The organism is Bradyrhizobium sp. SZCCHNRI2009, from assembly GCF_032485115.1.
In the GTDB taxonomy this organism is placed as follows: domain Bacteria; phylum Pseudomonadota; class Alphaproteobacteria; order Rhizobiales; family Xanthobacteraceae; genus Bradyrhizobium.
Genome location: NZ_JAUEUH010000006.1, coordinates 63782 through 85993 on the forward strand (window position 1 = coordinate 63782; position 22212 = coordinate 85993).

Consider the following 22212-nt stretch of genomic DNA (forward strand, 5'->3'; position numbering starts at 1 on the left):
GTGGCAGACTATGGCCTGACCAAGGCAAGCTTGGCATTCCGCCGCAGGTACTCTTTGGTATGCATTATACCCGTCAGCCCCCCTTGACCGCACCCGCCGTCAGGCCGGCCACGATCTGCCGCTGCGCGAACACGGTCAGCAGCAGCACCGGCAGGGTCACGATCAGCGCGGCCGCCGCGAGCGGCCCCCACGAGAGCTGATCGAACGAGATCATGTTGTAGACCGCGACCGGCAAGGTGCGGGTCTCGCGCCCGGCCAGCACGATGCCGAACACGAAATTATTCCAGGAGAAGATCACCGCGAGGATGAAGGCGACCGCCAAGCCCGGCTTCGCCACCGGCAATGCCACGTGACGGAAAACCTGCCAGCGCGTCGCGCCATCGATACGCGCGGCTTCCTCGAGCTCGATCGGCGTGGTCTCGAAATAGCCGATCATGATCCAGATCACGATCGGCACGGTGACGACGAGATGGATGATGATCTGCGGCCATAGCGTGCCGAGCAGGCCGAGCCACTGAAACAAGAGGAACAGCGGAATCAGATAGGACAGGCCCGGCGTGATGCGCGCGATCAGGATCACGATCGCGGACTTGTGCGCGGCCATGCGGGCGATGCCGTAGCCGGCGGGCACGCCGACCAGCATCGCGAGCGCCGTCGCGCCGCCGGTCACCACCAGGCTGTTCTTGAAATAGGTGAAGAAGCGGTTGGACGACAGCACGTCGGCATAGTTCTTCCAGGCGAAATGCTCCGGCCAGAACACCGGCGGATACGCGGCGTTGTCGACCTCGTACTTCACCGACAGCGAGATCATCCAGAGGAAGAACAGGATCGCCGGCGAGACGATGAGGAAGACGCCGAGCGCGAGCCCGAGCCGGCCGAGGATGGTCTGCGCGCTCATGTGTCGCTCCCCAGTGCATTCCACTGTGCGCGGCGGCGCAGCACCAGCAAGAGCGCAGTCAGCGCGATGATCAGCGCGAAGAACACCACCGCGATCGCCGACGCATAGCCGAGGTCATAATAGACGAAGGCGACGCTGTAGAGATAGAGGTTGATGGTCTCCGACGCCGAGCCGGGCCCGCCTTGGGTGATCGCGAAGATGATGTCGAAGCTCTTGATCGCGTCGATGGCGCGGATCATCGCGGCGATGAACAGGAACGGCATGATCAAGGGCAGGGTGATGTAGCGGAACATCTGCCAGGTGCTGGCGCCGTCGATCTGTGCGCTCTCATACGGCTCCGTCGGCAGCGAGGCGATGCCGCCGAGCACGATCAGCATCACCAGCGGCGTCCACTGCCAGGTCTCGACCAGCACCAGCGAGGGGATCACCGTACCCGGATGGAATACCCAGAGCTGCGGCGGCAGGCCGACCAGCGACAGCAGGTAGTTGAGGATGCCGAGCTGCGGATGGAACATCATCGTCCACACCAGGGCGATCGCCACCGGCGTCGCCATCATCGGCATGATGAACAGCGCCCGCAGCAGTCCCCGGCCGGGGAAGCGGGCATGGAAGATCACCGCCGCGAAGGTGCCGAGCACCAGCGGCAGCAGCACTGATAGAGCCGTATAGGACAGCGTGTGCCCGACCGACTCGACGAAGCGGGGATCGGCCGGCAGCCTGAGATAGTTCGACAGCCCGACGAATGTCGTTGGCGAACCGACCTTCCACTCCTGGAAGCTCATCCAGATCGTGAACAGCCAGGGGAAGATGATCACCGCCAGCACGGTGACCAGCGCCGGGATGACGAACGGCCAGTACGACGGCGGCCGCAACGCACGTTCCGGCGCAGCCGCCTCCGCTGCCGCGCCGGCCTGTTCGACGATCGTGCTCACGCTTTCTCGCTGCGCTCCAGGATCGGGCGGAACTGCTCGTGCGCCTTCTTCAGCTCGGTGGCGGGATCGGCGCCCGACAGCGTCGCGGTCAGCGCCGCACCGACGAGATCGCGGAATTCGGCGACCGGGATGATCACGGGCAGACCGAGCTTGGAGATCTTGCCGGAGTCGATCGCCGACTGCAGCCACTCCTTCGGCATCTTCACGCCGCTCTGGACCCCGGGGTCGTTGAGCACCGAGTTGCGGAACGGCACACCGCCGCCGGCCTGCACCAGGCGGGCGCCCTGCGGCTTCGACACCAGCCATTGGCACAGCAGCCAGGCCGCTTCCTTGTTCTTGCTCGCGGCCGCAATGCCGATGCCGTCGCCATAGGTCGCCGAGTACTGCCCCTTCGGTCCCGCGGGCACCACGGTGTAGCCGACCTTGCCGACCACGCGCGAGGCGTTGGGATCCTCCAGCGGCGGCGCCCAGCCGACGCCGTCGATCCACATCGCCGAGCGGCCTTGCGTGAACGAGGCCATCGACTCCATCCAGTTGAAGCCGGCCACGCCCGGAGGCGCGCAGGTCGTCAGCAGCTTCTGATACAGCTTGGTCGCCTCGACGGCCTCCGGGCCGTCGGTCAGGATGTTGCCCTTGGCATCCAGGAACTCGCCGCCATAGTTGAGAAAGAAGTTCGTCCAGAGGGTCATGTTGGCGTTGCGCAGGCCGCGGCCGACGAAGCCGAAGATGCCGTCCTTGGCATCGGTCAGCTTCTGCGCCGCCGTGACCATTTCGTCGAGCGTCTTCGGCACTTCGACGCCCTTCTTCGCGAACAGCTCCTTGTTATAGTAGAGGATGAAGTAGTCGACCGACCATGGCAGCGAGAACATGCGGCCCTTGTCGTTGCTGGCGTAACTGAGGCCGGCGGCGGAGAAATCGCTCTGCACGAGGTCCGGCGCGGTGAGGTTCGGGTCCTTCATGAAGTCGGTGATGTCGGCGAGCCAGCCGGCCTTCTCGAACTGCCGCTTCTGCACGTGATAGCTGAGATGGACGACGTCGAAGCTCGGCTTGCCCGACGACAGTTCGATCACGACCTTCTGTCGCTGCTGCTGCTCCGGGATCTGCTCGGATTCCACCTCGATGCCGGTCAGCGCGGTGAATTCCTTGATGTTCTTCTGCAGATTGTCGCCGCGCGGCCCCTTGGCCAAGATCACCTCGAGCTTGGTACCGGCATATTTCTTCCACTGCGGCTCCGACCAGGCGGGCTGGCCGGTGAGCGCAAGCGCGCCTGCTGCTGCCGTACCCGCAAGCATGTTGCGGCGCGTGATCGCGGTCATCATATCCTCCCAGAAGACTTCTTGTTTGGTCGTGAAGTGTAGCGCGATCCAGCGGCGCTGCAACAGCATGGTGCCCGTTCGACTGGGGATGCGACGACAGCGCGTGGTGCGATGCGGCAATCCGTTATGCGCCCGATGCGGCTGTGAAATCCGTCCGCTCCAGCAGCCACGACAGTGCAAAGCCGGCGACGAGCCCCCAGAACGCGGCGCCGATGTTGAGCAGGGGCACGTCGGCAACGGTGACGAGGAAGGCGATCAGGGCGCCGAGCGAGAAGTTCGTTCTGAACGCGGTCACGAACGCCGTTTGCAGCACGCGCAGCATGGCGAGGCCCGCCAGCGCGGTGATCAATGATTTCGGCGCGATCAGCAGCAGCGTGGTGAAGGTCGGCGCCAGCAGGCCGAAGCCGAGCGCCAGCACGCCCACGACCATCGCCGCGGTATAGTGGCGCTTGCGCTCGCCGCCGGAGACGACGATCGCGTTGGTCGGTCCGGTCAGGCAGGTCGACACGCCGCCCACGACAGCCGCGAGCGCCGAGCCGATGCCGCAGGCGACGGTCACCACATTGACCGGCGGCTTGTGCCCGGCGGCGGTCAGCACCGCAAAGCCCTGGCCGTTCTGCACCACCAGCACGGTGACCGCGAGCGGCACGATCAGCTCGATCATGGCCGCGAGCGACCAGGATGGCGTGGGGATCACCGGATGGATCAGCGCGATCTGCACCGACGCATTCTGATCATACTTGCCGAACAGGAGAGCCGCGAGCGTGCCGATGACGAGCGCGCCGATGATCGGCGGGCAGCGCCGGCCGAGCGCCGGCAGCGCGGTCAGCAGCAGCCAGAGCACGACCATCGGCCCGGCGATGGCAAAGTCGGCGAACACGGCGCGGACGAGATCGAGGCCGAAGCGCAGGAATACGCCGGCGACCATGCCCATCACGATCGGCATCGGCACCAGTTGCATCGCGCGCTTGACCCAGCCGGTGAGCCCGAGCACCAGCATCAACAGCGCCGTGCCGTAGAACGCGCCGACCACTTGCGGGAAGCTCAGATGCGTCAGCGACTGGCCGACCAGGACGGTGCCCGGAATGGTCCAGAACAGCACCAGTGGCTCGCGATAGCGCCACGACAGCGCAAGCGTGATCAGGCCGTTGATGAAGAACACGCCGAAGATCCACGACGCGATCTCCGCCTGCGACAGCCCGCCATTGGCGCCGACCGACAGGATGATGGCGACCGGTCCGGTGATCGCGAACAGCCAGCCGATGAAGCCGTGCGAGGCGTAGAGCGGACCGAAGTCGTCGGCGATCCGGGCGGCGCTGGGCGGCGGGCCCGCGGGGCGTTCGATGGCGCTGAACATGAGGGCGGGGCTCGGGGCTGGGGTTCTTGTTTCCTCGCATCTCCAGGGGATGTTGGCCGAACAGGACGGCCTGTGCAAGGCACGGGGCTGATCGGCGGATTACGCTTCGCTAATCCGCCCTACAGGTTCGAGCGTAGGGCGGATTAGGCGAAGCCGTAATCCGCCGCAAATCTTGAATTCATGCATCCGCTGCGAGTAGGCTTACGTTGGTTTCGACTCGAAGCTCGATCCATGCCCAACTATCGACGCGCATTCGTTCCAGGCGGTTGTTGGTTTTTCACGCTGAATCTGCTCGATCGGCGTCAGAGCTTGCTGATCGATCACATCGACGTCCTGCGCTCCGCGGTCGCCGCCACGAAGCGGCGTTTTCCTTTCGAGATCGATGCCTTCGTGGTGATGCCCGATCATCTTCATGCCGTCTGGACCTTGCCGCCCGATGACGCCGACTTCTCGATGCGCTGGCGGCTGATCAAGAACCGCTTCGCGCGGGCGCTTCCAAGGACAGAAAATCTCAGCCCCACTCGTGTGGTGCGGCAGGAGCGCGGCATCTGGCAGCGCCGATTCTGGGAGCATCTTATCCGCGACGAAGAAGATTATGCCCGTCACGTGGAGTATTGTTACATCAATCCGGTGAAGCATAGCTTCGTCAGCCGCGTCGCGGACTGGCCGCATTCTTCGTTTCATCGCGATGTGCGCGCAGGAATGTTTCCTGCGGACTGGGCGGGTGATGTCGAGGTCAGCGGAACGTTCGGAGAGCGTTGACGGAGTCAAGTTTGTCTCGAAATCCCGTGCTGTGTGGTGGCGGATTACGCTTCGCTAATCCGCCCTACGCTCGACCCGTAGGGCGGATTAGGCGCAGCCGTAATCCGCCGTATGTATCCGCGCTAAAGGGGCAATCTTCTGCCCGTCGACCAAATCACCTCATTGCTGCAAATCCTGTCCACCCCTTCGGATAAAAATAAATCGCTTGACGATTTCGCAAAATCAGCATTATGGTCCCGCTCGTTCCGTTGCGTCGGAGGGGACGTACCGCGGTCGTCATGGACGTCGGCAACGGAATGCGATGGGCGGGTCGGGTCGCAGCGTGATTCAGTTCGCGTCGACGAACGATGCGGCCCGCACGGTCAAGTCGCGCGGTCCTGGCACCCCGAAGCTGGTGTCCCGCGTAACGCGCGCAAGCGCGTTGCGCGCACGGTGGCCAACAAGCCGGCGCACCGGGGAGAACGCGAAGCAGCCGTCAAAACCGTCGCGCAGGGAGGGCCGGGTGTGTTCGGCCAGACCTGTGGTACCTGCCGCCTGCATTTTTTTCAGCAGGCGGGCCACGGGCGCGGCCAGCGCCCGGCCTTCCCTGCGCCCTTCATCTCGTGAGGGCGGCACGATGAGCAAAGCTCGGACGCAAAATGCGTCGCGAGATCGCGGAGCTGCATCGCCAGATGTCGGCAGACAATGTTGCCATGAAAGACACCGCGGGCGTCGTTGCGAGCGCAGCGACTTGTCCGCCGGAACTCGGAGAGCGTAGGCGGAAGCAATCCAGGATCTCTCCGTTGAGGCACCCTGGATTGCTTCGTCGCTGCGCTTCTCGCAATGACGGCGTATGGGGCAAGCTGCCCACCCTCCCCTGGAGGGGGAGGGTCGCCTCACGACGAGCGAAGCGAGACGTGAGGCGAGGTGGGGTGATCTCTCCACTTGCACCAGAGCCTGCGGAGAGATCACCCCACCCCGCTCGCCCGCTTCGCGTGCGATCGACCCTCCCCCTCCAGGGGAGGGTGGGCCAAATCGAGTTCTAGCGCGAGAAGGATGAGGCGACGTTCGCAGACAACCGAGGTCAGTCGAACAGGCTCGACACCGATTCTTCCGCCGCCGTCCGCCCGATCGCCTCGGCGATCAGCGGGGCGATCGCCAGCGTGCGGATGTTGGGGGCGTTGCGGACCGCTTCGGTCGGCATGATGGAGTCGGTGATGACGAGCTCCTTCAGCCGCGACGAGGTGATGCGGGACGCGGCACCGCCGGAGAGCACGCCATGCGTGATGTAGGCGTAGACGTCCTTGGCGCCGTATTTGAGCAGCGCATCCGCCGCGTTCACCAGGGTGCCGCCGGAATCGACGATGTCGTCGATCAGGATGCAGGTGTGGCCGGAGACGTCGCCGATCACGTTCATGACCTCGGACTCGCCGGGACGCTCGCGGCGCTTGTCGACGATGGCGAGCGGCGTGTTGATGCGCTTGGCCAGGCCTCGGGCGCGCGCCACGCCGCCGACGTCCGGCGAGACGACCATGAGGTTGGAGAGATCGAAGCGATCCTTGATGTCGCGCACCATCAGCGGCGAGGCAAAAAGGTTATCGGTCGGGATGTCGAAGAAGCCCTGGATCTGGCCGGCGTGCAGATCCAGCGTCATGACGCGGTCGACGCCCGCATGGGTGATCAGGTTCGCGACGAGCTTGGCCGAGATCGGCGTGCGCGAGTTCGATTTGCGATCCTGCCGCGCATAGCCGAAATAGGGCACCACGGCGGTGATGCGGCGCGCGGAGGCGCGGCGCAGCGCATCGGTGATGATCAGGAGCTCCATCAGCAGGTCGTTCGCCGGATAGGACGTCGATTGAATGATGAAGACGTCGGAGCCGCGGACGTTCTCCTGGATCTCGACGAAGATCTCCATGTCGGCGAAGCGCCGGACCACCGCTTTCGTCAGCGGCAGCCCGAGTTCAGCGGCGATGCCGGCGGCGAGAGCCGGATTGGAGTTGCCGGCGACGAGTTTGATGGAGCCGTTCTTGGCCGACATCGTGAATTCTCCTCGCGTCTCGCTGGAGACCTTGTTCAGCATATCGGGCTATCCATGGAACCGGCAGTTTTGCACGGGCGAGGTGATATCAAGGACACCGCGCGCATGGCAACCCGCCGCGGGTGTTTTTCCCGGCCAAAAACGGCGCAAAATGCGCCTCTTTGCCTAATGGTCGGTGTAGCCGAGGGCCGCGACGCTGGTGCCGCCGGACGCCGGCGACGCGGGCTCGGCCACGGCGACCGCGGGGCCGCGGGTGGCCGGTGCCGCCGGTGGCGCGCCGTCGGCGGGCGCGGTGCCGTTCAGCATGTTCGAAAGTCCGCTGAAGCCGGCCTGCGCGATTTTCCGAAGGACCATGTCGTCGACATTGTTCCACGGATCGCGGCCGCCGCGTCCGACCGGCTCTTCGCCCGACAGCCGCAGCGCGCGCTGCTGATTGCGATCGTAGACGTCGAACACCCAGGCGATCACGCTCTTGCCGCTGACGACCTGGGCGGAGAGATAGGTGCGGACACGATAGGCCGCCGGAGCCTCGCGCGACACGATGGCGAGGCTACGCAGCTTGGACTCGCTGTCGAGCACGCTGACCATGCGGTCGAAGATCTGCGGCGGCGGGCCGTCGATCTGCTCGAAGGCGATCGTGGCGCTATCCGATGCAGGCGCCATCGCATAGGCGTTGGACGCACCACCGCTGCTGGTCGCGCAGCCGCCGAGCGTTGCAGCGGACGTCATCAGCAAAACGGCAACGCAGGCGTGCTGCGCAGCGCGGCTGATCCGTCGAAGTGGTGTCGGCGCTCCCCTCATCGTCGGGAGCGATATCGTTAAAATCGATTAACGTCTAGGTCGCGGCTGCCACAGATTAGGACAGAGTGCACTCAGTTGTACAGAAAGGGTTAAGCAATCCACATGCGGCCACAATGGCGCCCCGCTTCAGCCTTCGAGCATGATGGCATGGACGTGCCGGCCATAGTCCGGCTCCCTGCGATGCACAGAGCGGCGGTAACTGAAGAAGCGCTCATCGGCATAGGTGTCGAGGCCGAGGTCGTCGATCAGCAGCACGCCGGCGTTTTCCAGCCGCATCCGGATGAAGCCGGCGAGGTCGAACATTGCGTGGCCGTCGCGCGTCGAGGGCAGGAAGAAGCGCGCGTGCTCGGCGTCGTCGTCGAGGAAGCGCGTGACGAACTCGGCGCCGACTTCATAGCTCGGCTGGCGGATCAGGGGGCCGACGGCGGCGACGACCTGCCCGCGCTCGGCGCCAAGCTCCTCCATCGCCTGCAGCGTGGCTTCGAGCACGCCGGTGAGCGCGCCTTTCCAGCCGGCATGGGCGGCGCCGATGACGCGCCTCTCGGGGTCGGCGAACAGGATCGGCCCGCAATCGGCCGTGGTGACGCCGATCGCGAGATTCGGCGTTGCGGTCACCAGCGCGTCGGCCTTCGGCCTGACCGGGCTGTCCCAGGGCCCGGTCGCGACCACGACGTCGGGCGAATGGATCTGGTGCAGGCTGAGGAACTGGTCGGGCGCGACGCCGAGATGGGCGGCCATGCGGCGGCGGTTTTCCCGGACGTTCTCCGGCACGTCATTCGATCCGAGCCCGCCATTGAGGCCGGCATAGATGCCGTCGGAGACGCCGCCCTCGCGGGTGAAGAAGGCGTGGCGCAGGCCAGGGATCGCGGACATCACATCCGATGATACCAGCATCACGCGCCTCCCGTGTTCTCGTTGGTGTGTTCGTCGCTGATGCCCGCCAGCACCGGAATGGCCGGATCGGAGATGCCGAGCACCTTGAACAGCGACCCCATTCCGCCGCGGCCGCCGCCGGTCAGGCGCTTCAGCCCGCTCGCGATGTCCTGCGAGACTTCCGGCGACGCCTTCTGCATCAGGGTCAGCGCGCGGGTTTCGATGCCGAGCCGCTGCAGGAACTCGCCCTGCGTGACCGGGCCGTGAACGCGCGCGCCGACGGCTTCCGCGGCCCGCGCCAGCGCGTCGAAATCGACATGGGCGGTGATGTCGGCAAGCCCCGGTGTCTTGAGGGGATCAGCGAAGCTATGACGGGCGATGGCCTGGAAGGTGTCGCCGACGTCGCTGCGCACATGGCCGTAATCGATGATTACGGCGGCGCCGCGCTGGTCGCGGATGCGCCTGGCGATGGCCATCATCTCCATGTTCGGCCGCCATTCGAAGATCGCGCCGGCCGGCGCGGCGCGCACCAGCGGCGGCAGCAGCAGCTCGAAGCCGGGCGTCGGATCGGCGGCCGCGCCGTAGACGAAGTTCTCCTCCTCGTCGAGCTCGACGACGCGCTCGTGCCAGCCGGTCTCGCGCCTGATCATCTGGTGGATCGGCAGCACGTCGAAATACTCGTTGGCGAAGATGACGCTGGGGCCCTCCGGCACCTCGTCGAAGCTCTCGTGCCAGTTGACGTTGCGCAGGCCGGTCAGCGTCGCCTTCTGCTTTTCGCGCAGGACAGGATTGACCTCGACCAGGTGGACCGAGATCGTCTGGTACAGCGGCGGCAGCACGCGCAGCGCCCGCAGCGCATCCGACATCATGGTGCCGCGGCCGGGGCCCAGCTCGATCAGCCGGAATTGCTGCGGCGATCCCGTCGCCTTCCAGATCGAGGCCGCCCACAGCCCGAGCAACTCGCCGAACATCTGGCTCACTTCGGGGGCGGTGGTGAAGTCGCCCTCGCGTCCGAGCGGATCGCGCGAGATGTAGTAGCCGTGCTCCGGATGCATCAGGCACAGCTCCATGTAGCGCCAGACCGGCATCGGGCCGGACGCCTTGATCAGCCGCTTGATCTCGGTGTGGAGCGGAGAGGTTTCGATCACGGATTGGCCTGCAGCGGGGGAGTGGCTTGATGTGTCCCGTGCTTGCGCAGCGCCCGCGCCACCAGGATGGCGCCGATGATCAGCATCGGCACCGACAGCACCATGCCCATGGTCAGGCCACCCCAGAGAAAGCCCAATTGCTTGTCGGGCTCGCGGAACAGCTCGCTGGTGATGCGCGCCGCGCCATAGAGGGTGATGAAGCTGCCGAGGATCAGGCCGGCCCGTTTCAGCGCGCCGAACCGGATCATGATCGCCAGCACGATGAACAGCACGATGCCTTCGAGGCCGGCCTCGTAGAGCTGGCTCGGATGGCGCGGGAGATGGGTCGGATCGCGCGGGAAGATCATCGCCCAGGGCACGCTTGCATCGGCGGCACGGCCCCACAGCTCACCATTGATGAAATTGGCGATGCGGCCGAGCAGCAGGCCGATGGGCGCGACCGCAGTGGTGACGTCGCCGAGCGAGAGGATCGGCAGGCCGTTGCGGCGGGCGAACCAGATCACGGCGAGCACGCAGCCCATGAAGCCGCCATGGAACGACATGCCGCCGTTCCACAGCTCGAAGATCTCGAGCGGATGATCGATGAAGAACGGCAGGTTGTAGAACAGCACGTAGCCGGTGCGGCCGCCGAGGATGATGCCGATCGTGACCCACAGGATGAAGTCGTCGAGCTGGACCAGCGACACCGGCGCCGGGCCGCCCCACAGCCGCTCCTTCTTGAGCAGCGAGCGAGCGTAGAGCCAGCCGATCACGATGCCGCAGATATAGGCCAGCGCGTACCAGCGGATCGCGAACGGGCCGATCGCGATCGCAACCGGATCGAACACGGGGAAATCGATGAGGAGAGGCGTCATTCACTGGCTTTCGTGGACACGGCGTCCCGCTTCCGGAAGCCCCCGGGCGATGCGGGCTTCGAACGAGCCCCGCCACATGAACGGGCGCGGCGCGATGTGATCTCAGGGCTGCTCATACCAGCGCCGCGGGCCGGCGCAACAAGTACGATGACAAGGAAACCAAGGCATGACAAGACGGCCCATCTTGCGGGCGGCGACAGGGATCGCCATTCTGTCTTCCATTATCTTGCTCGTCGCGGGACGCGGAGTTTCTCACATGACCCAGACCAACAACCGGTTTTTCGACGAACTCGGCCGCCTGATGAACGATGCCGCAGGTGCCGCCCAGGGCATGAAGCGGGAGGTCGATTCCGTCATCCGCAACCAGGCGGAGAAGATCCTGAACGACCTGGACATCGTGAAGCGCGAGGAGTTCGAGGCGGTCAAGGACATGGCCCGGCTCGCCCGCGAGGAGAACGAGGCGCTGAAGGCGCGGATCGCGGCGCTGGAAGCCAAGCTGGGTGGTGCGGCCGGCACGCCGCCGGGCGCCGGCAGCGCGGATGGCTGACGCCGCGGCCGGGTCGCCCTGGGACGGGAGGGGCAGGCGGCCCCTTCATTTCCTTGTCATTTCCCGGGTTTGCCGCTAGAACGCCGCCACGTCCGCGGCCCCCGCACCCCTGGAGGCTTGCCGAAGGACGTCCAGCAACGGGCCGCATTGCGGCCTTTAACTTTTTAAAACAAGGACTTAACACGATGGCGACCGTCAGAGAACTGAAGGCGACCGCCCGTCCGTCAGTCGGCAAGGGGGCCGCACGGGCAGAGCGTCGCGCCGGGAGAGTGCCCGGAGTGATTTATGGAGACAACCAGCCCCCGCTGCCGATCTCGGTGGAAGACCGCGAGCTGCGCCAGCGCATCCTCGCAGGCCGGTTTCTGACCACGATCTTCGACGTCACCCTCGACGGCAAGAAGCACCGGGTGATCCCGCGCGACTTCCACCTCGATCCGGTCAAGGACTTCCCGATCCACGTCGACTTCATGCGGCTCGGCCAGGGCGCGACCATTCGCGTCAGCGTGCCGCTGCATGTGGTGGGCTCGGAAGGCGCGCCGGGCGTCAAGCGCGGCGGCACGGTCAACATCGTGACCCACACGCTCGAGCTCGAGTGCCTCGCGGAGAACATTCCGCAGTACATCGAGGCCGATGTCAGCGCGCTCGAGATCAACCACTCGCTGCACATCTCCGATGTCAAGCTGCCGACCGGTGTGAAGACGCTCTCGCGCGACGACGCGACGCTCGTCACCATCGTGCCGCCGTCGGGCTATGGCGAGGAGCAGAAGGCGGCTGCTGGCGCCGCAGCGGCGCCCGCTGCTGCTGCTCCGGCTGCCGCTGCGAAGGCTCCCGCGGCCGCTGCCAAGGCGCCGGCTGGCGGCGACAAGAAGAAGTAAGCCGTTCCGCTTCTGGGAAGCACGGGCGGGTCCCGTGCTTCTCGAAGCGACGGCGGGGGCGGATGCCGCGTCATGCTGCTGTTTGTCGGCCTCGGCAATCCCGGCGCGAAATATGCGCGCAACCGGCACAATATCGGCTTCATGGCCGTTGACGAGATCGCGCGGCGTCACCGCTTTTCGCCGTGGCGACGCAGGTTTCAGGGCGAGACCTCGGAAGGCACGCTCGACTCCGAGCGCGTCATCCTGCTCAAGCCCACGACCTATATGAACGAATCCGGCCGCGCCGTGCAGGAAGCGGCCAGCTTCTTCAAGCTCGGCGTCGGCGACGTCACGGTGTTTCAGGATGAGCTGGAATTGTCGCCGGGCAAGCTGCGCGTGAAGGTCGGCGGCGGCATTGCCGGCCATAACGGGTTGCGCTCGATCTCGGCGCATCTCGGCAACGACTATCGCCGCGTCCGGCTCGGCATCGGTCATCCCGGCGTCAAGGAATTGGTGCACGGCCATGTGCTGTCGGACTTCGCCAAGTCCGACATGCCCTGGGTCGAGGCGCTGTGCGAGGCGGTGGCCGACAATGCGGGTTTGTTGACGGGCAAGCGCGACTCCACCTTCGCCAACAAGGTGCATCTGGCGCTGCAGGCCAAAGGTTTTCTGGACAAGGGCGATGCCGGCGCCGCGTAAGGCGCCCCGGGCCCTCGCCTCAAGAGGATGCGAGACGGATCATGGGATTCAAATGCGGGATCGTCGGCTTGCCCAACGTCGGCAAGTCGACGCTGTTCAACGCGCTGACGGAGACGGCGGCGGCGCAGGCCGCGAACTATCCGTTCTGCACCATCGAGCCGAATGTCGGCGAGGTCGCGGTGCCAGACCCCAGGCTCGAGAAGCTTGCGGCGATCGCCAAGTCGGGCCAGATCATTCCGACGCGGCTGACCTTCGTCGACATCGCCGGCCTGGTGCGCGGCGCCTCCAAGGGTGAAGGCCTCGGCAACCAGTTTCTCGCCAACATCCGCGAGGTCGACGCGATCGCGCATGTCGTGCGCTGCTTCGAGGATTCCGACATCACCCATGTCGAGGGCAAGATCGCCCCGCTCGCCGACATCGAGACCATCGAAACCGAGCTGATGCTGTCCGATCTCGACAGCCTCGAGAAGCGGGTCGACAACCTCGCCAAGAAGGCCAAGGGCGGCGACAAGGACGCCAAGGAGCAGTACGAGCTGGTCACCCGTGCTCTGGTGCTGCTGCGCGACGGCAAGCCCGCGCGGCTGCTGGAGCGCAAGCCGGAGGAGGAGCGCGCCTTCGGCATGCTCGGACTGCTCACCTCCAAGCCCGTGCTCTACGTCTGCAATGTCGAGGAAGGCTCGGCCAAGGACGGCAACAGCTTCTCAAAGGCGGTGTTTGAGCGCGCCAAGGAGGAGGGCGCGGTCGCCGTCGTGATCTCGGCCAAGATCGAGTCCGAGATTGCGACGCTGTCGCGCGAGGAGCGAGTGGATTTCCTGGAGACGCTCGGGCTCGAAGAGGCAGGTCTCGATCGGCTCATCCGCGCCGGCTATCAGCTGCTCGACCTGATCACCTACTTTACGGTCGGTCCGAAGGAAGCGCGCGCCTGGACCATTCACCGCGGCACCAAGGCGCCGGCGGCGGCCGGCGTCATTCACACCGATTTCGAGAAGGGCTTCATCCGCGCCGAAACCATCGCCTATGCCGACTATGTCGCGCTCGGCGGCGAGGCGGGCGCCCGCGAGGGTGGCAAGCTGCGCCTCGAAGGCAAGGAGTATGTCGTCGCCGACGGCGACGTCATGCACTTCCGCTTCAACAACTAAGGCCGTGCGGGGCGGCTACATCCGCCCCTGCTCGCGGATCGCGCCGAGATGCTCGTTGATGCGGAAGACGATCAGCACGAACTCGGCGATGATGCGCGAGAACACCATGCCGACGATGATGCCGGCGAGCGACGACAACAGCATCAGGAAACCGCCGAACGGGCTGATCGCCATTTCGGAGAGGCCCGTGAAAATGCCGCGAATTCCCGACAGGATGATCAGCGCAATCACGAGCCAATAGAACGTCTTGATGATGGTGGGCGTGATGAAGCGGTCCCACTGGAACAAATCGCGAAATTCCAACATCTTGATCCCCCGGCCACGTCCGAATCGGTCGTCAAATCCGTCTTTAAGTCGTGTTCGAATTGCGCGCCAGACGGCATCGGCGGCAGCCGAATTCGTTCCGGTATATGGCGCCTTCTGGCACTCTCTTGCGACTGGACCGGGCGTCAGCCATGCGAGCGGCCCGGTTGTGATTGCTGCAAAGTGCGGCCACAATCGGGCTTCTTTCAGCCATTCCCAACCTCATGACCCTCACCTTCGAAGATTTTCCGCAAGGCCCGTTCGTCAGCTTCGGCCCGCGACACGTCACCCGCGACGAGATCATCGCCTTCGCGTCTGAGTTTGATCCGCAGCCGATGCATCTGGACGAACTGGCTGCCTCGCAGTCGATGCTCAAGGGTCTGTCCGGCTCGGGCTGGCACCTCTGCTCGCTGATGATGCGCATGATGTTCGACGGCTTCATCGGCCGCACCGCTTCGCTCGGCTCGCCGGGCGTCAACGAGGTCCGGTGGCTGTCGCCGCTGCGTCCTGACGATGAGCTGATGCTCGATGTGGAGGTTCTGGAAGCGCGGGTGTCGCGGAGCCGTCCGTCGACCGGGATCGTCACCTTCAAATGCAGCGTGCGCAACAAGGCTGGCATGAGACTTTGCGAGATGGTTTCTCCCATCATCGTCGAGCGCCGTGAGAGCCGCGGGCAGGTGGGCTGATGCGCTTTTTCGAGGATCTTCAGGTCGGCCAGCGCCGCGAGCTCGGCTCCTACACGTTCACTGCCGAAGAGATTAAGCGCTTTGCCATTCAATTCGATCCGCAGCGCTTTCATCTCGACGAGGAAGAGGGCCGCCGGTCGCTGTTCGGCGGGCTCGCGGCATCGGGATGGCACATCGGCTCGGTCTGCATGAAGCTGATCGTCGCGGACAATCAGCGACTGCTGGAGATCGCGCGCACGCGTGGCGAGCCGATCGCTCTCGGAGGTCCTTCTCCCGGCTTCCGTGATCTGCGCTGGCACAAGCCGGTGCTTGCAGGAGATACGATCAGCTTCTCGAGCGAGATTGATTCGCTTCGCGAGTCGGCCTCGCGCCCGGAGTGGGGCATCCTGCAGGCGCGCAATACCGGCATCAATCAGCGCGACGAGCTGGTGTTCTCTGTGCTTGCGTCGGCCTTCGTCCCTCGACGGAACAACGGTTGAGGCGAAAAGGTCACGCTTCGTAGGATTGTCGGCGCGGAACGAACTTCGCGCTAACGCATTCTGAACTCCGACTCTATAAGACAGCCAATCAGGGATCAGGATGTGGGGGATGAGTATGGCAGATCGCGGTGGTCTGAAACTCCTCGGCTTTATCTTTGCCAGCGTGACGCTCGCGGTGATGCTCGCGACGGGAATGGTCGTGAAGGGCTACGCGGACGGATCGTATTCGCTCGAGACGTCAGCGACGATCAACGAGTGACGGTTTAACTACTTGTTAACCAGAACGGACCACGCGGTCCTGTTCGTAGAGGCGATCTAGCGGCTCCAGATGAGCACCATGATCGCCATCGCCACCACCAGCAAACCGACGAAACTGACCATGATGGTCCCGATCCGCTGAGGCTTGGGCCGCAGAGGAATCGGATCGGTGTTGTGCGGCCGGATCGTTTCCATGAGAGCGACATCCCCCTGACGCAACCTGCCCGCCACGAGAGCGGCGGAAGTTGGTCGCGGGAGGGCCGGAGCGCGTTCAAGGACGCGGCGCTGCAAAGACGAAAACCGCCGCGCGATGCCTCGCACGGCGGTCCTCTTCAAGATCCGGCAAGAACGTTCAGCTGCTGCGCAGGCCGTCGGCGGCGCGCTTCCACTGCGTGACGTTCTCGGCGATCGCCCGGGTCGACTTCATCGCCGCCTGGCTGAGCTGCGCATAGCTCGCGATCTCGCGCTGCACCCGCTGGCCCTCGGCATGCAGCAGTTCGCGCAGGCTCTCGAGCTCTCCGATCAGGTTCTCGATCTCCGACAGCGAGGTGCCGGCGACGCGCTGGATCAGCGTGGTGACGCTGTTCACTGCTGCATCGGCATCGATCGAGGCCTCGGCCGTGGCGGCCGCATTGGGGCGGCGCAGATAGGCGATATCGTTACGGACGAAATCACGAATGCCGGCCTCGACTTCGGAGACCGCGGCCAGATCCGTATCCAGCTCGGCTTCAGTTCCATCGATCTTGTCCGGACGAATGACATTCATCGGCTAATTCCTCATTTCGCGTTCAAGCGAGCGCGGTGTCCCCGCACGACGAACTTCTCAAAGCCTATCAGTGCGGCCAAATTGGGCCGCACCGCGGCGAAGCTGCGGCGAACGTTCGATCATTCGTGGCGGGCTGCCGCAATGGTGAACGTCACCAGCTCCGCTTGAAGCCGGCCGAGATGCTCTTGCTGGTGCCGCCCTGCGCGGTCTCGCTGACTGAGCCGGAGATGCTGAGACCATCCGACAGCTTCTGCTCCGCGCCGACCTTGCGCAGCCATTTGTCGTCGCTCGACGACAGGGTCTGGCCGGCGGTGACGCTGGTGCCGGTGTCGCCGATCGAGAGCTTGGCGGACTGCTCGGTGTCGAAGCTGCGGCTGGTGGTCTTCGGCGCCGCGCCGGGAATCGGCACCATGCCCTGCTGGGTGACGTTGTAGCCGTTCTGCAGGGTCAGATTGTAGTGATCGATCGGCACCGCCTTGGTGATGGTGGTGCCGAGCCGGCTGTGATCGGATCCGGGATCGACGCGGGCCTCGATGGCGGTCTTGTCCCAGATCGAGCCGGCCCCCGGCGCGGTGACGGCCGCCCAGGCCGAGCCGCCGGATTCCGGAGCATTGCCGCCGTTCTCGGCCTTCTCCGCCAGCAATTCCGACATCGTGGTCGGCTGCCGCGCGACCGTCATGTCGGCGCCGACGCGGGCGTCCCAGAACGGCGATACCGACTGCTTGACCGACACGCCCGAGGCGAGGCTGCCCTTGTTCTGGTTCGACCAGTCGAGCGCGGCGGCCTTCTCTGCGGCGGCCTTGCGCTTCGCCGCCGCGGCGGCTTCGGGACGGTCGAGGAAGGTGGTGTCGTCGATCGCGAGCTGGCTCCAGTCGAGCTTCTCGACGTCGATGTCCTTCATCGGGTCGGCCGCTGCCTGGTCCTCGGACTTGTCCTCGTCCTCCGGCTCCGGCGCGATCTGCTGCCAGGGTGTGATCTGCAGCGGCTGCGGCGCCTGCATCAGCGTCTGGGCCGGCGCGGCGGACGCAAGAAGGCCGAAGCCGGCCGTGAAAACCGCCAGCGCGCAACCATACGATGTCATGAGAGCAACCCCCGCCGCCCGAACCTGTGTGCCGGAATATGGTGGAATCTTGGCGCAAAATTATGGCTGCGCCAGTCACGATCTGTTGGGTTGCCGGTGAGTGTGACCACAATCCAACACGCCGGCGGGCTCAGGCGAAGCTGCCGATGCGCGGCAGGTCGATGGGGCGGCCGAGCGTCTGCTCGACCAGATCGAACGTATCGATCAGGATCCGCAGCCGCGCGAGCTTGCCGGCGCGGAATTGCATGAATTGCGCGAGCCGCGCCGTGATCGGCTTGTCGGAATCCTGCGCCGTCATCGCGCAGCGGACCATGGTCGCCGCGCTGGTCTCGTCCAGCATCAAGGTCTCGCGCTCCAGCCGGCGGATGCTCACATTGTCCGCGATCTGCCTGACGGCGTCGAGCACGGCGGCGCGGCCGTGCCGCGCGCCGAGGAAGGGAAACATGTCGATCGGGCCGTAGATGGCCCAGTCGATGTCGTCATCGAGAAGCTCGGCGAAATCGTCGAAACGGCGGTCGTTGATCGCGCCATGCAATGCGCGCGACAGACGCCAGAGGCTGTGCTCCGTCATCGGCTCGGGATCCTGAACTGGCTTGCAAGGAGGCGCGCCGGCCTCAAGGCGACGTCGCAACGGACGTCGCGCCGGGGCGCCGAATCTATCTCTCTTGAGCCTCACATAAATCAACCACCTGCGCGCGCAACGGCTGTTTTTGCATTGCACAAATGCGCGCGACCGCCGGTCGCCGCGCCCTAACGCCCTTCATGCTGCATGCGCTGCTGCGCGATCGCGACCTCGTGGTCGCGGAAGGCGGCCATGCCGAACAGGGTGGCGCCGGCGAGGCCGCCGATCAGGGCGCCGAGCGGCATGAAGGTGAAGAACACCAGCATGCCCGCATAGCCTTCGAATTCGCTGGTGTTGAACAGCTCGATCCAGGCCAGTCCAAGCCCTACTCCGATCGTCGCGCCGCCGACGACGCCCATCACCAGTCCGGCCATCGCCAGGAATGCTATTCTCATGTCACCGATGCCCCGTATACCACCGCTCATGGGGTGCGGAGCCCGGGCCACAGGTTCAAGGCGACGAGGCCGCCGGTGGTGACGTTTGCGTGATCGGCTGGTCCAGGCCCTGGTCCGCCACGGCCGTGCCGGCCTCAGGGCCGGGCGGCGCCCGCGATCAGCAGCCGGCTGAGATCGCATTCCAGCACCTGCTGCACCAGGTCGTAGGTGTCCATGATCTCGCGGATGCGGGCGATGCGGCCGTCGCGCAGCGTGTAGAAGGCGGCGAGGTCGTATTGCACGATGCGGTCGTTGTCGCGCTTGCGCAGGAAGATGCGCAGATCCACGGCGACCTGGTCGCCTTCGCAGATCATGGTCTTGATCTCGTGCCGGACCTCGGCATAGCGGCTGCGCGCCGTCTCCCACATCTGCCGCACCTCGGCCTTGCCCCGGCGGCCGCCGAGATGGGGGAAGATGTCGATCGGCGCCGAGGCGAAGTGCTCGAGGTCGTCGGTGCAATGCGCCAGCACGTTGTCGAAATCGCCGGCGGCATGGGCCTCGAGCAGCTTGCGCACGCGCTGCTTGTTGATGTGCTCGATCATCCTGTCTCCACTGACGGGAATGTCCGCGTCGGCGATCTCGTTCTGGAGATGCCGGCGGACGGCCGTCAACCACCTGTGTGACCGTCGGCCGGCTCAATGCGCCGGTACGGTGAACGGAAGCTTGGCGAGTGATCGCGTCACGATCATGTCTCAGCCCACTCTCGGCTCATCTCTCAGCTCATTTCTCAGCTCTTGGGTCATCACCGCGCGCGATAAGGTTCGCGCAATGCGTCATGCCGGTTGCGAGGCGGGAACCGCCCCGCCGCGTCGCCGTTACCTCGCACCATTCTTGCGGAGCTCGATCATGACGATGTCGATCACGAAGACCATGCTGGCCGCCTCCGTCGCAGCGCTGGCGCTGCTGTCGACGCAGGCCGCCGAGGCCAAGGGGTGCATCAAGGGCGCCATCGTCGGCGGCGTGGCCGGCCACTATGCCGGTCATCACGGCGTGCTCGGCGCCGCCGCCGGCTGCCTCTATGGCCGTCACCGCGCCAAGGAGCAGGAGCGTCAGCAGCAGCAGGGCCAGGTGAACGGGCAGGGCCGGACCTAATCGATGCCGCGCGTCGACCGTCCTCGGCGTGCCCTCATCCCAGCCGGCGGCGATGGCCTCGCGTGACGGGGCTCACGGTCCTCCTCCGGCGTGCCGGTTAGACGGGAGCGGTCTGGTCCTCGCCGAGGACCGCCGCAACCGGATGTCCGGGCCATGCTCACCGTCGCCTCTCCCAGCACCTCCGCGCCGAAGGCGCCGCTGCTCAACCTCTTCGAAGGCATGGCGCTGACCGCGCTGTTCCAGGCCATTCCAACCTATGCCGGCGCCGCGCTGATCCTCAAGCTGGCGCACAGCACGGCGCTGCGGCCCGGCATCATCGGCTTCGTCGCGAGCGCGACCATCATCCACGTGCTGATGACTTCCGCTGCGGGGCCGCGCTTTCAGCGCGTGCTCAAGCAGGCCTACGCGGCTGATTTCTACGACGCGACGCTGGGCCTCGCCGACAAGGTGCTGCGCTGGCGCACGCAGCCCGAGGCATCGCTGCAGCTCCTGGGCTCGACCGTGATGCTGGCGCTGCTGTCGGTCGCGGTGCTGGCGATGGGATGAGCCGGCATCGCCTCCTCACGATGGATGGGCGCGGCGCTGTCGCTCGTCGCAGCTTGCCTAGGACGACGGCGGAGGGGAGAACTCATTTACGATTCAAACAGCCGAAGAGAGTCCGGGACATGACGGCGCGGTCTCGCGGCATGGGATGCCCGAGTGATGCGATCCGCGTGGCCCTCGTGAGTGCAGAGGGCGCAGGGAATGCCGGGTGAAGGCCTCACCCATGGCCCGCCTGCGAAAAAAATGCAGGCGGCAGGTACCACAGGCAAAGCCGATTCAACCGGCATTCCCTGCGCGACGGTCTTCACGCTTATACGCAGTCTCCCTGGTGCGCCGGGCTTGTTGGCCACCATCCCCAGCGCCATGCGCTCGCATTGCGCCGGGTTGATACCAGCGTCGGGGTATCAGGACGCTGCGACTTCACGTCCGCAAGCGATCGTTCGTCGGCACCCTCGTCGAAGAGAATGCTGCGATCTCTCGCGGCCATCGCATCCCCGCCTCGCGTGTCGTGACGATCGCGCGCTACGCCCCTCTGCGGTGAGGCGGGATGCGAGGAGATAATCATGATTTCTGATAATTCGCAAGAAGTTTATTTTTTCCGGAATATGCGCGCTTCATCTCTCGCGTTGTCTGGCGGGCCGTCTGATGGATTTCGTGAAGGGCACCCTAATTTGGGTCCGACGCCGCGAGAAATTCTTCCGCTTTGGCTCGGCTCGAGAACCGCCCGAGCTCTTCATAGGACGGCTCGTCCTCGGCGTCATCAGCCGATCGCAGGACGACAAAGCAATCCTCATTTCTCAAAATCAGCTCTGTCAGGTCCTCGCTCCGGGACGGAGACATGTCGCGGGCGCCGCAATGAGGACACTCGTCGTCGCACATGCACGACCATTCATCGGTCCAGGCCTGCGCGCAACGTTCACAGCGATAGAAGTTCAAGAACCAGGCCATTGCCGGACCTCATGTCTTCAAACGATAGCGGCCGCGCGCTACGAACTCCAGGAATCCCTGATCGCGCAGGACCTGGAGCTGCTGGCGGATTTTTGGCCGGACGTTCTGGTTGCCGGGATAGAGCAGGCTGAGATGGCGGTCGAAAGCGTAGACATCATCGAGCGTGAATTCCGGCTTGCCGAGCGACTCGACGCATTTCAGCACCTCGATCAGCCATCCGCGCGCATCCAGGGATTCCTTGCGGAGGAAGAGCGTCCGGCTCCATTCCTGCAGCACTAGCTCCTTGGCGCGGACGACGCCATTCTGCACGATGTGAATCTTGCCCGACTCGGGAACGCGATCGAGAAGAATGTTCGAGCCGACCCACCCCGCGCGCCGCGCGGTCGCCGCGAGCGGCTTGCGCTGCTCGATGATATCGCGGACGAAGAAATGCTTCGGCACGACGAAGAGGTTGATGACCGACCGGGTGTCACGGTCATAGTTCATCAGCAGGAGATTGGGATTGTTGCTGGCGGCCAGCCGCTCGCACTTCGTCCCATAGGCGCCTTCGGCGACCTTGGCGCCGAATGCCTTCTTCTGGCTCTTCAGCTCGAATTCTTCGCTGCAGGCTTTACAGAGAAAATCCGCCAGCGGGCTGTTGTTTGGAAACTGCGTCATGTTCGACTGGCCGCAGTTCGGACAATAGACTTGCGCGCCAACCCACGCCTCGGTCCACGCCCGCGCCTTCTGCGTGCCGCTGGTGTAGGCGGTCTGGGATTCTTCGAAGCCGAGTTTCATGTGAGCAGAGTAGCTCAACATCATAT

At 65.1% G+C, this 22212-nt stretch carries 29 protein-coding genes; 10 read left to right on the top strand and 19 right to left on the bottom strand.

The features are described 5' to 3' along the window. Window positions 1-73: 73 nt before the first annotated feature. The 4 genes from QX041_RS21510 to QX041_RS21525 form a co-directional block, all read right to left on the bottom strand. The gene (locus QX041_RS21510; protein ID WP_315714069.1) at window positions 74-898 is read right to left on the bottom strand and encodes a carbohydrate ABC transporter permease; all 825 of its coding nucleotides are present in this window, start codon (window positions 896-898) and stop codon (window positions 74-76) included. Next, a complete protein-coding gene (locus tag QX041_RS21515) occupies window positions 895-1830 on the bottom strand; it encodes a sugar ABC transporter permease (protein ID WP_315714070.1) in 936 nt (311 codons plus the stop codon). Before QX041_RS21515 ends, QX041_RS21510 begins: the two co-directional genes overlap by 4 nt. Beyond that, on the bottom strand, window positions 1827-3146 hold the full coding sequence (locus QX041_RS21520) for a sugar ABC transporter substrate-binding protein (RefSeq protein WP_316166502.1): 1320 nt from the start codon (window positions 3144-3146) through the stop codon (window positions 1827-1829). Before QX041_RS21520 ends, QX041_RS21515 begins: the two co-directional genes overlap by 4 nt. Before the next feature lie 124 nt (window positions 3147-3270). Next, window positions 3271-4503, bottom strand: a complete 1233-nt coding sequence (locus QX041_RS21525) for a benzoate/H(+) symporter BenE family transporter (protein WP_316166503.1) — start codon at window positions 4501-4503, stop codon at window positions 3271-3273. A 231-nt stretch (window positions 4504-4734) separates the two neighbouring features. On the opposite strand from QX041_RS21525, the gene QX041_RS21530 reads away from it, so the two are divergent. Then, the gene (locus tag QX041_RS21530; RefSeq protein ID WP_315714073.1) at window positions 4735-5265 is read left to right on the top strand and encodes an REP-associated tyrosine transposase; all 531 of its coding nucleotides are present in this window, start codon (window positions 4735-4737) and stop codon (window positions 5263-5265) included. Window positions 5266-5592: 327 nt separating this feature from the next. On the opposite strand, the gene QX041_RS21535 is transcribed toward QX041_RS21530, so the two are convergent. From QX041_RS21535 to lgt, 6 genes are all read right to left on the bottom strand, one after another. Continuing rightward, the gene (locus QX041_RS21535; RefSeq protein ID WP_315714074.1) at window positions 5593-5826 is read right to left on the bottom strand and encodes a hypothetical protein; all 234 of its coding nucleotides are present in this window, start codon (window positions 5824-5826) and stop codon (window positions 5593-5595) included. Between the two features lie 502 nt (window positions 5827-6328). Further along, window positions 6329-7282, bottom strand: coding sequence for a ribose-phosphate pyrophosphokinase (locus QX041_RS21540; protein WP_315714378.1), 954 nt, complete (start codon window positions 7280-7282; stop codon window positions 6329-6331). A gap of 165 nt (window positions 7283-7447) precedes the next feature. Next, window positions 7448-8011: a hypothetical protein gene (locus QX041_RS21545; protein ID WP_315826177.1), complete on the bottom strand. Its 564-nt coding sequence runs from the start codon at window positions 8009-8011 to the stop codon at window positions 7448-7450. A gap of 198 nt (window positions 8012-8209) precedes the next feature. Continuing rightward, window positions 8210-8956: a peptidoglycan editing factor PgeF gene (gene pgeF, locus QX041_RS21550; protein ID WP_409977924.1), complete on the bottom strand. Its 747-nt coding sequence runs from the start codon at window positions 8954-8956 to the stop codon at window positions 8210-8212. A gap of 20 nt (window positions 8957-8976) precedes the next feature. Continuing rightward, window positions 8977-10104: a class I SAM-dependent methyltransferase gene (locus tag QX041_RS21555; RefSeq protein ID WP_315714077.1), complete on the bottom strand. Its 1128-nt coding sequence runs from the start codon at window positions 10102-10104 to the stop codon at window positions 8977-8979. Next, window positions 10101-10958: a prolipoprotein diacylglyceryl transferase gene (lgt, locus tag QX041_RS21560; protein WP_315714078.1), complete on the bottom strand. Its 858-nt coding sequence runs from the start codon at window positions 10956-10958 to the stop codon at window positions 10101-10103. The genes QX041_RS21555 and lgt overlap by 4 nt, the downstream gene beginning before the upstream one ends. 256 nt (window positions 10959-11214) lie before the next feature. Between lgt and QX041_RS21565 the strand changes: the two genes are divergently transcribed. The 4 genes from QX041_RS21565 (at window position 11215) to ychF (ending at window position 14197) form a co-directional block, all read left to right on the top strand. After that, window positions 11215-11505, top strand: a complete 291-nt coding sequence (locus tag QX041_RS21565; protein ID WP_315714079.1) for an accessory factor UbiK family protein — start codon at window positions 11215-11217, stop codon at window positions 11503-11505. A 185-nt stretch (window positions 11506-11690) separates the two neighbouring features. Next, window positions 11691-12380 (top strand): 50S ribosomal protein L25/general stress protein Ctc, encoded by a 690-nt coding sequence (locus tag QX041_RS21570; protein ID WP_315714080.1) that lies wholly within the window; start codon window positions 11691-11693, stop codon window positions 12378-12380. A gap of 72 nt (window positions 12381-12452) precedes the next feature. Then, a complete protein-coding gene (gene pth / locus QX041_RS21575) occupies window positions 12453-13058 on the top strand; it encodes an aminoacyl-tRNA hydrolase (RefSeq protein WP_315714081.1) in 606 nt (201 codons plus the stop codon). A gap of 41 nt (window positions 13059-13099) precedes the next feature. Continuing rightward, a complete protein-coding gene (gene ychF, locus QX041_RS21580; protein ID WP_315714082.1) occupies window positions 13100-14197 on the top strand; it encodes a redox-regulated ATPase YchF in 1098 nt (365 codons plus the stop codon). A gap of 15 nt (window positions 14198-14212) precedes the next feature. On the opposite strand, the gene QX041_RS21585 is transcribed toward ychF, so the two are convergent. Next, a complete protein-coding gene (locus tag QX041_RS21585; protein WP_315714083.1) occupies window positions 14213-14503 on the bottom strand; it encodes a DUF4282 domain-containing protein in 291 nt (96 codons plus the stop codon). A gap of 221 nt (window positions 14504-14724) precedes the next feature. Between QX041_RS21585 and QX041_RS21590 the strand changes: the two genes are divergently transcribed. From QX041_RS21590 to QX041_RS21600, 3 genes are all read left to right on the top strand, one after another. Further along, complete coding sequence (locus QX041_RS21590; protein ID WP_316166657.1) at window positions 14725-15186, top strand: MaoC family dehydratase; 462 nt, start codon at window positions 14725-14727, stop codon at window positions 15184-15186. Further along, a complete protein-coding gene (locus QX041_RS21595) occupies window positions 15186-15665 on the top strand; it encodes a MaoC family dehydratase (RefSeq protein ID WP_315826178.1) in 480 nt (159 codons plus the stop codon). The genes QX041_RS21590 and QX041_RS21595 overlap by 1 nt, the downstream gene beginning before the upstream one ends. 109 nt (window positions 15666-15774) lie before the next feature. After that, on the top strand, window positions 15775-15924 hold the full coding sequence (locus QX041_RS21600; RefSeq protein WP_315714401.1) for a hypothetical protein: 150 nt from the start codon (window positions 15775-15777) through the stop codon (window positions 15922-15924). 56 nt (window positions 15925-15980) lie between these two features. On the opposite strand, the gene QX041_RS21605 is transcribed toward QX041_RS21600, so the two are convergent. From QX041_RS21605 to QX041_RS21630, 6 genes are all read right to left on the bottom strand, one after another. Next, a complete protein-coding gene (locus QX041_RS21605; RefSeq protein WP_315714085.1) occupies window positions 15981-16118 on the bottom strand; it encodes a hypothetical protein in 138 nt (45 codons plus the stop codon). A 157-nt stretch (window positions 16119-16275) separates the two neighbouring features. Continuing rightward, on the bottom strand, window positions 16276-16689 hold the full coding sequence (locus QX041_RS21610; RefSeq protein WP_315714086.1) for a hypothetical protein: 414 nt from the start codon (window positions 16687-16689) through the stop codon (window positions 16276-16278). A gap of 151 nt (window positions 16690-16840) precedes the next feature. Continuing rightward, entirely contained in the window at window positions 16841-17770 is a 930-nt protein-coding gene (locus QX041_RS21615) for a hypothetical protein (protein ID WP_315714087.1), read from the bottom strand. Window positions 17771-17900: 130 nt separating this feature from the next. Next, window positions 17901-18341 carry a nuclear transport factor 2 family protein gene (locus QX041_RS21620; protein ID WP_315714088.1) on the bottom strand — a complete coding sequence of 147 codons (441 nt, stop codon included), beginning with the start codon at window positions 18339-18341 and terminating at the stop codon, window positions 17901-17903. Window positions 18342-18520: 179 nt separating this feature from the next. Continuing rightward, complete coding sequence (locus QX041_RS21625; RefSeq protein ID WP_315714089.1) at window positions 18521-18787, bottom strand: hypothetical protein; 267 nt, start codon at window positions 18785-18787, stop codon at window positions 18521-18523. A 134-nt stretch (window positions 18788-18921) separates the two neighbouring features. Continuing rightward, entirely contained in the window at window positions 18922-19368 is a 447-nt protein-coding gene (locus tag QX041_RS21630; RefSeq protein WP_315714090.1) for a nuclear transport factor 2 family protein, read from the bottom strand. Window positions 19369-19696: 328 nt separating this feature from the next. Between QX041_RS21630 and QX041_RS21635 the strand changes: the two genes are divergently transcribed. Both QX041_RS21635 and QX041_RS21640 read left to right on the top strand, forming a co-directional pair. After that, window positions 19697-19918, top strand: a complete 222-nt coding sequence (locus QX041_RS21635) for a hypothetical protein (protein ID WP_315714380.1) — start codon at window positions 19697-19699, stop codon at window positions 19916-19918. Window positions 19919-20071: 153 nt separating this feature from the next. Then, window positions 20072-20464 (top strand): hypothetical protein, encoded by a 393-nt coding sequence (locus QX041_RS21640; protein WP_315714091.1) that lies wholly within the window; start codon window positions 20072-20074, stop codon window positions 20462-20464. Between the two features lie 663 nt (window positions 20465-21127). Here the strand turns inward: QX041_RS21640 and QX041_RS21645 are convergent. Together QX041_RS21645 and QX041_RS21650 are read right to left on the bottom strand one after the other, a co-directional pair. Then, on the bottom strand, window positions 21128-21409 hold the full coding sequence (locus QX041_RS21645; protein ID WP_315714092.1) for a hypothetical protein: 282 nt from the start codon (window positions 21407-21409) through the stop codon (window positions 21128-21130). Between the two features lie 9 nt (window positions 21410-21418). Then, a complete protein-coding gene (locus QX041_RS21650) occupies window positions 21419-22207 on the bottom strand; it encodes a DpnI domain-containing protein (protein WP_316166505.1) in 789 nt (262 codons plus the stop codon). Between the last annotated feature and the right edge of the window lie 5 nt (window positions 22208-22212).

What these genes read in the sequence shown, in the direction of transcription:
- ychF (WP_315714082.1), top strand. Translation starts at nt 13,100, where the DNA reads ATGGGATTCAAATGCGGGATCGTCGGCTTGCCCAACGTCGGCAAGTCG.
- QX041_RS21595 (WP_315826178.1), top strand. Translation starts at nt 15,186, where the DNA reads ATGCGCTTTTTCGAGGATCTTCAGGTCGGCCAGCGCCGCGAGCTCGGC.
- QX041_RS21635 (WP_315714380.1), top strand. Translation starts at nt 19,697, where the DNA reads ATGCTGGCCGCCTCCGTCGCAGCGCTGGCGCTGCTGTCGACGCAGGCC.
- QX041_RS21640 (WP_315714091.1), top strand. Translation starts at nt 20,072, where the DNA reads ATGCTCACCGTCGCCTCTCCCAGCACCTCCGCGCCGAAGGCGCCGCTG.
- pgeF (WP_409977924.1), bottom strand. Translation starts at nt 8,956, where the DNA reads ATGTCCGCGATCCCTGGCCTGCGCCACGCCTTCTTCACCCGCGAGGGC.
- QX041_RS21605 (WP_315714085.1), bottom strand. Translation starts at nt 16,118, where the DNA reads ATGGAAACGATCCGGCCGCACAACACCGATCCGATTCCTCTGCGGCCC.
- QX041_RS21565 (WP_315714079.1), top strand. Translation starts at nt 11,215, where the DNA reads ATGACCCAGACCAACAACCGGTTTTTCGACGAACTCGGCCGCCTGATG.
- QX041_RS21650 (WP_316166505.1), bottom strand. Translation starts at nt 22,207, where the DNA reads ATGTTGAGCTACTCTGCTCACATGAAACTCGGCTTCGAAGAATCCCAG.
- QX041_RS21620 (WP_315714088.1), bottom strand. Translation starts at nt 18,341, where the DNA reads ATGACGGAGCACAGCCTCTGGCGTCTGTCGCGCGCATTGCATGGCGCG.
- QX041_RS21525 (WP_316166503.1), bottom strand. Translation starts at nt 4,503, where the DNA reads ATGTTCAGCGCCATCGAACGCCCCGCGGGCCCGCCGCCCAGCGCCGCC.
- QX041_RS21545 (WP_315826177.1), bottom strand. Translation starts at nt 8,011, where the DNA reads ATGACGTCCGCTGCAACGCTCGGCGGCTGCGCGACCAGCAGCGGTGGT.
- QX041_RS21570 (WP_315714080.1), top strand. Translation starts at nt 11,691, where the DNA reads ATGGCGACCGTCAGAGAACTGAAGGCGACCGCCCGTCCGTCAGTCGGC.
- pth (WP_315714081.1), top strand. Translation starts at nt 12,453, where the DNA reads ATGCTGCTGTTTGTCGGCCTCGGCAATCCCGGCGCGAAATATGCGCGC.
- QX041_RS21615 (WP_315714087.1), bottom strand. Translation starts at nt 17,770, where the DNA reads ATGACATCGTATGGTTGCGCGCTGGCGGTTTTCACGGCCGGCTTCGGC.
- QX041_RS21630 (WP_315714090.1), bottom strand. Translation starts at nt 19,368, where the DNA reads ATGATCGAGCACATCAACAAGCAGCGCGTGCGCAAGCTGCTCGAGGCC.
- QX041_RS21530 (WP_315714073.1), top strand. Translation starts at nt 4,735, where the DNA reads ATGCCCAACTATCGACGCGCATTCGTTCCAGGCGGTTGTTGGTTTTTC.
- QX041_RS21600 (WP_315714401.1), top strand. Translation starts at nt 15,775, where the DNA reads ATGAGTATGGCAGATCGCGGTGGTCTGAAACTCCTCGGCTTTATCTTT.
- lgt (WP_315714078.1), bottom strand. Translation starts at nt 10,958, where the DNA reads ATGACGCCTCTCCTCATCGATTTCCCCGTGTTCGATCCGGTTGCGATC.
- QX041_RS21625 (WP_315714089.1), bottom strand. Translation starts at nt 18,787, where the DNA reads ATGAGAATAGCATTCCTGGCGATGGCCGGACTGGTGATGGGCGTCGTC.
- QX041_RS21510 (WP_315714069.1), bottom strand. Translation starts at nt 898, where the DNA reads ATGAGCGCGCAGACCATCCTCGGCCGGCTCGGGCTCGCGCTCGGCGTC.
- QX041_RS21645 (WP_315714092.1), bottom strand. Translation starts at nt 21,409, where the DNA reads ATGGCCTGGTTCTTGAACTTCTATCGCTGTGAACGTTGCGCGCAGGCC.
- QX041_RS21590 (WP_316166657.1), top strand. Translation starts at nt 14,725, where the DNA reads ATGACCCTCACCTTCGAAGATTTTCCGCAAGGCCCGTTCGTCAGCTTC.
- QX041_RS21520 (WP_316166502.1), bottom strand. Translation starts at nt 3,146, where the DNA reads ATGACCGCGATCACGCGCCGCAACATGCTTGCGGGTACGGCAGCAGCA.
- QX041_RS21585 (WP_315714083.1), bottom strand. Translation starts at nt 14,503, where the DNA reads ATGTTGGAATTTCGCGATTTGTTCCAGTGGGACCGCTTCATCACGCCC.
- QX041_RS21540 (WP_315714378.1), bottom strand. Translation starts at nt 7,282, where the DNA reads ATGTCGGCCAAGAACGGCTCCATCAAACTCGTCGCCGGCAACTCCAAT.
- QX041_RS21610 (WP_315714086.1), bottom strand. Translation starts at nt 16,689, where the DNA reads ATGAATGTCATTCGTCCGGACAAGATCGATGGAACTGAAGCCGAGCTG.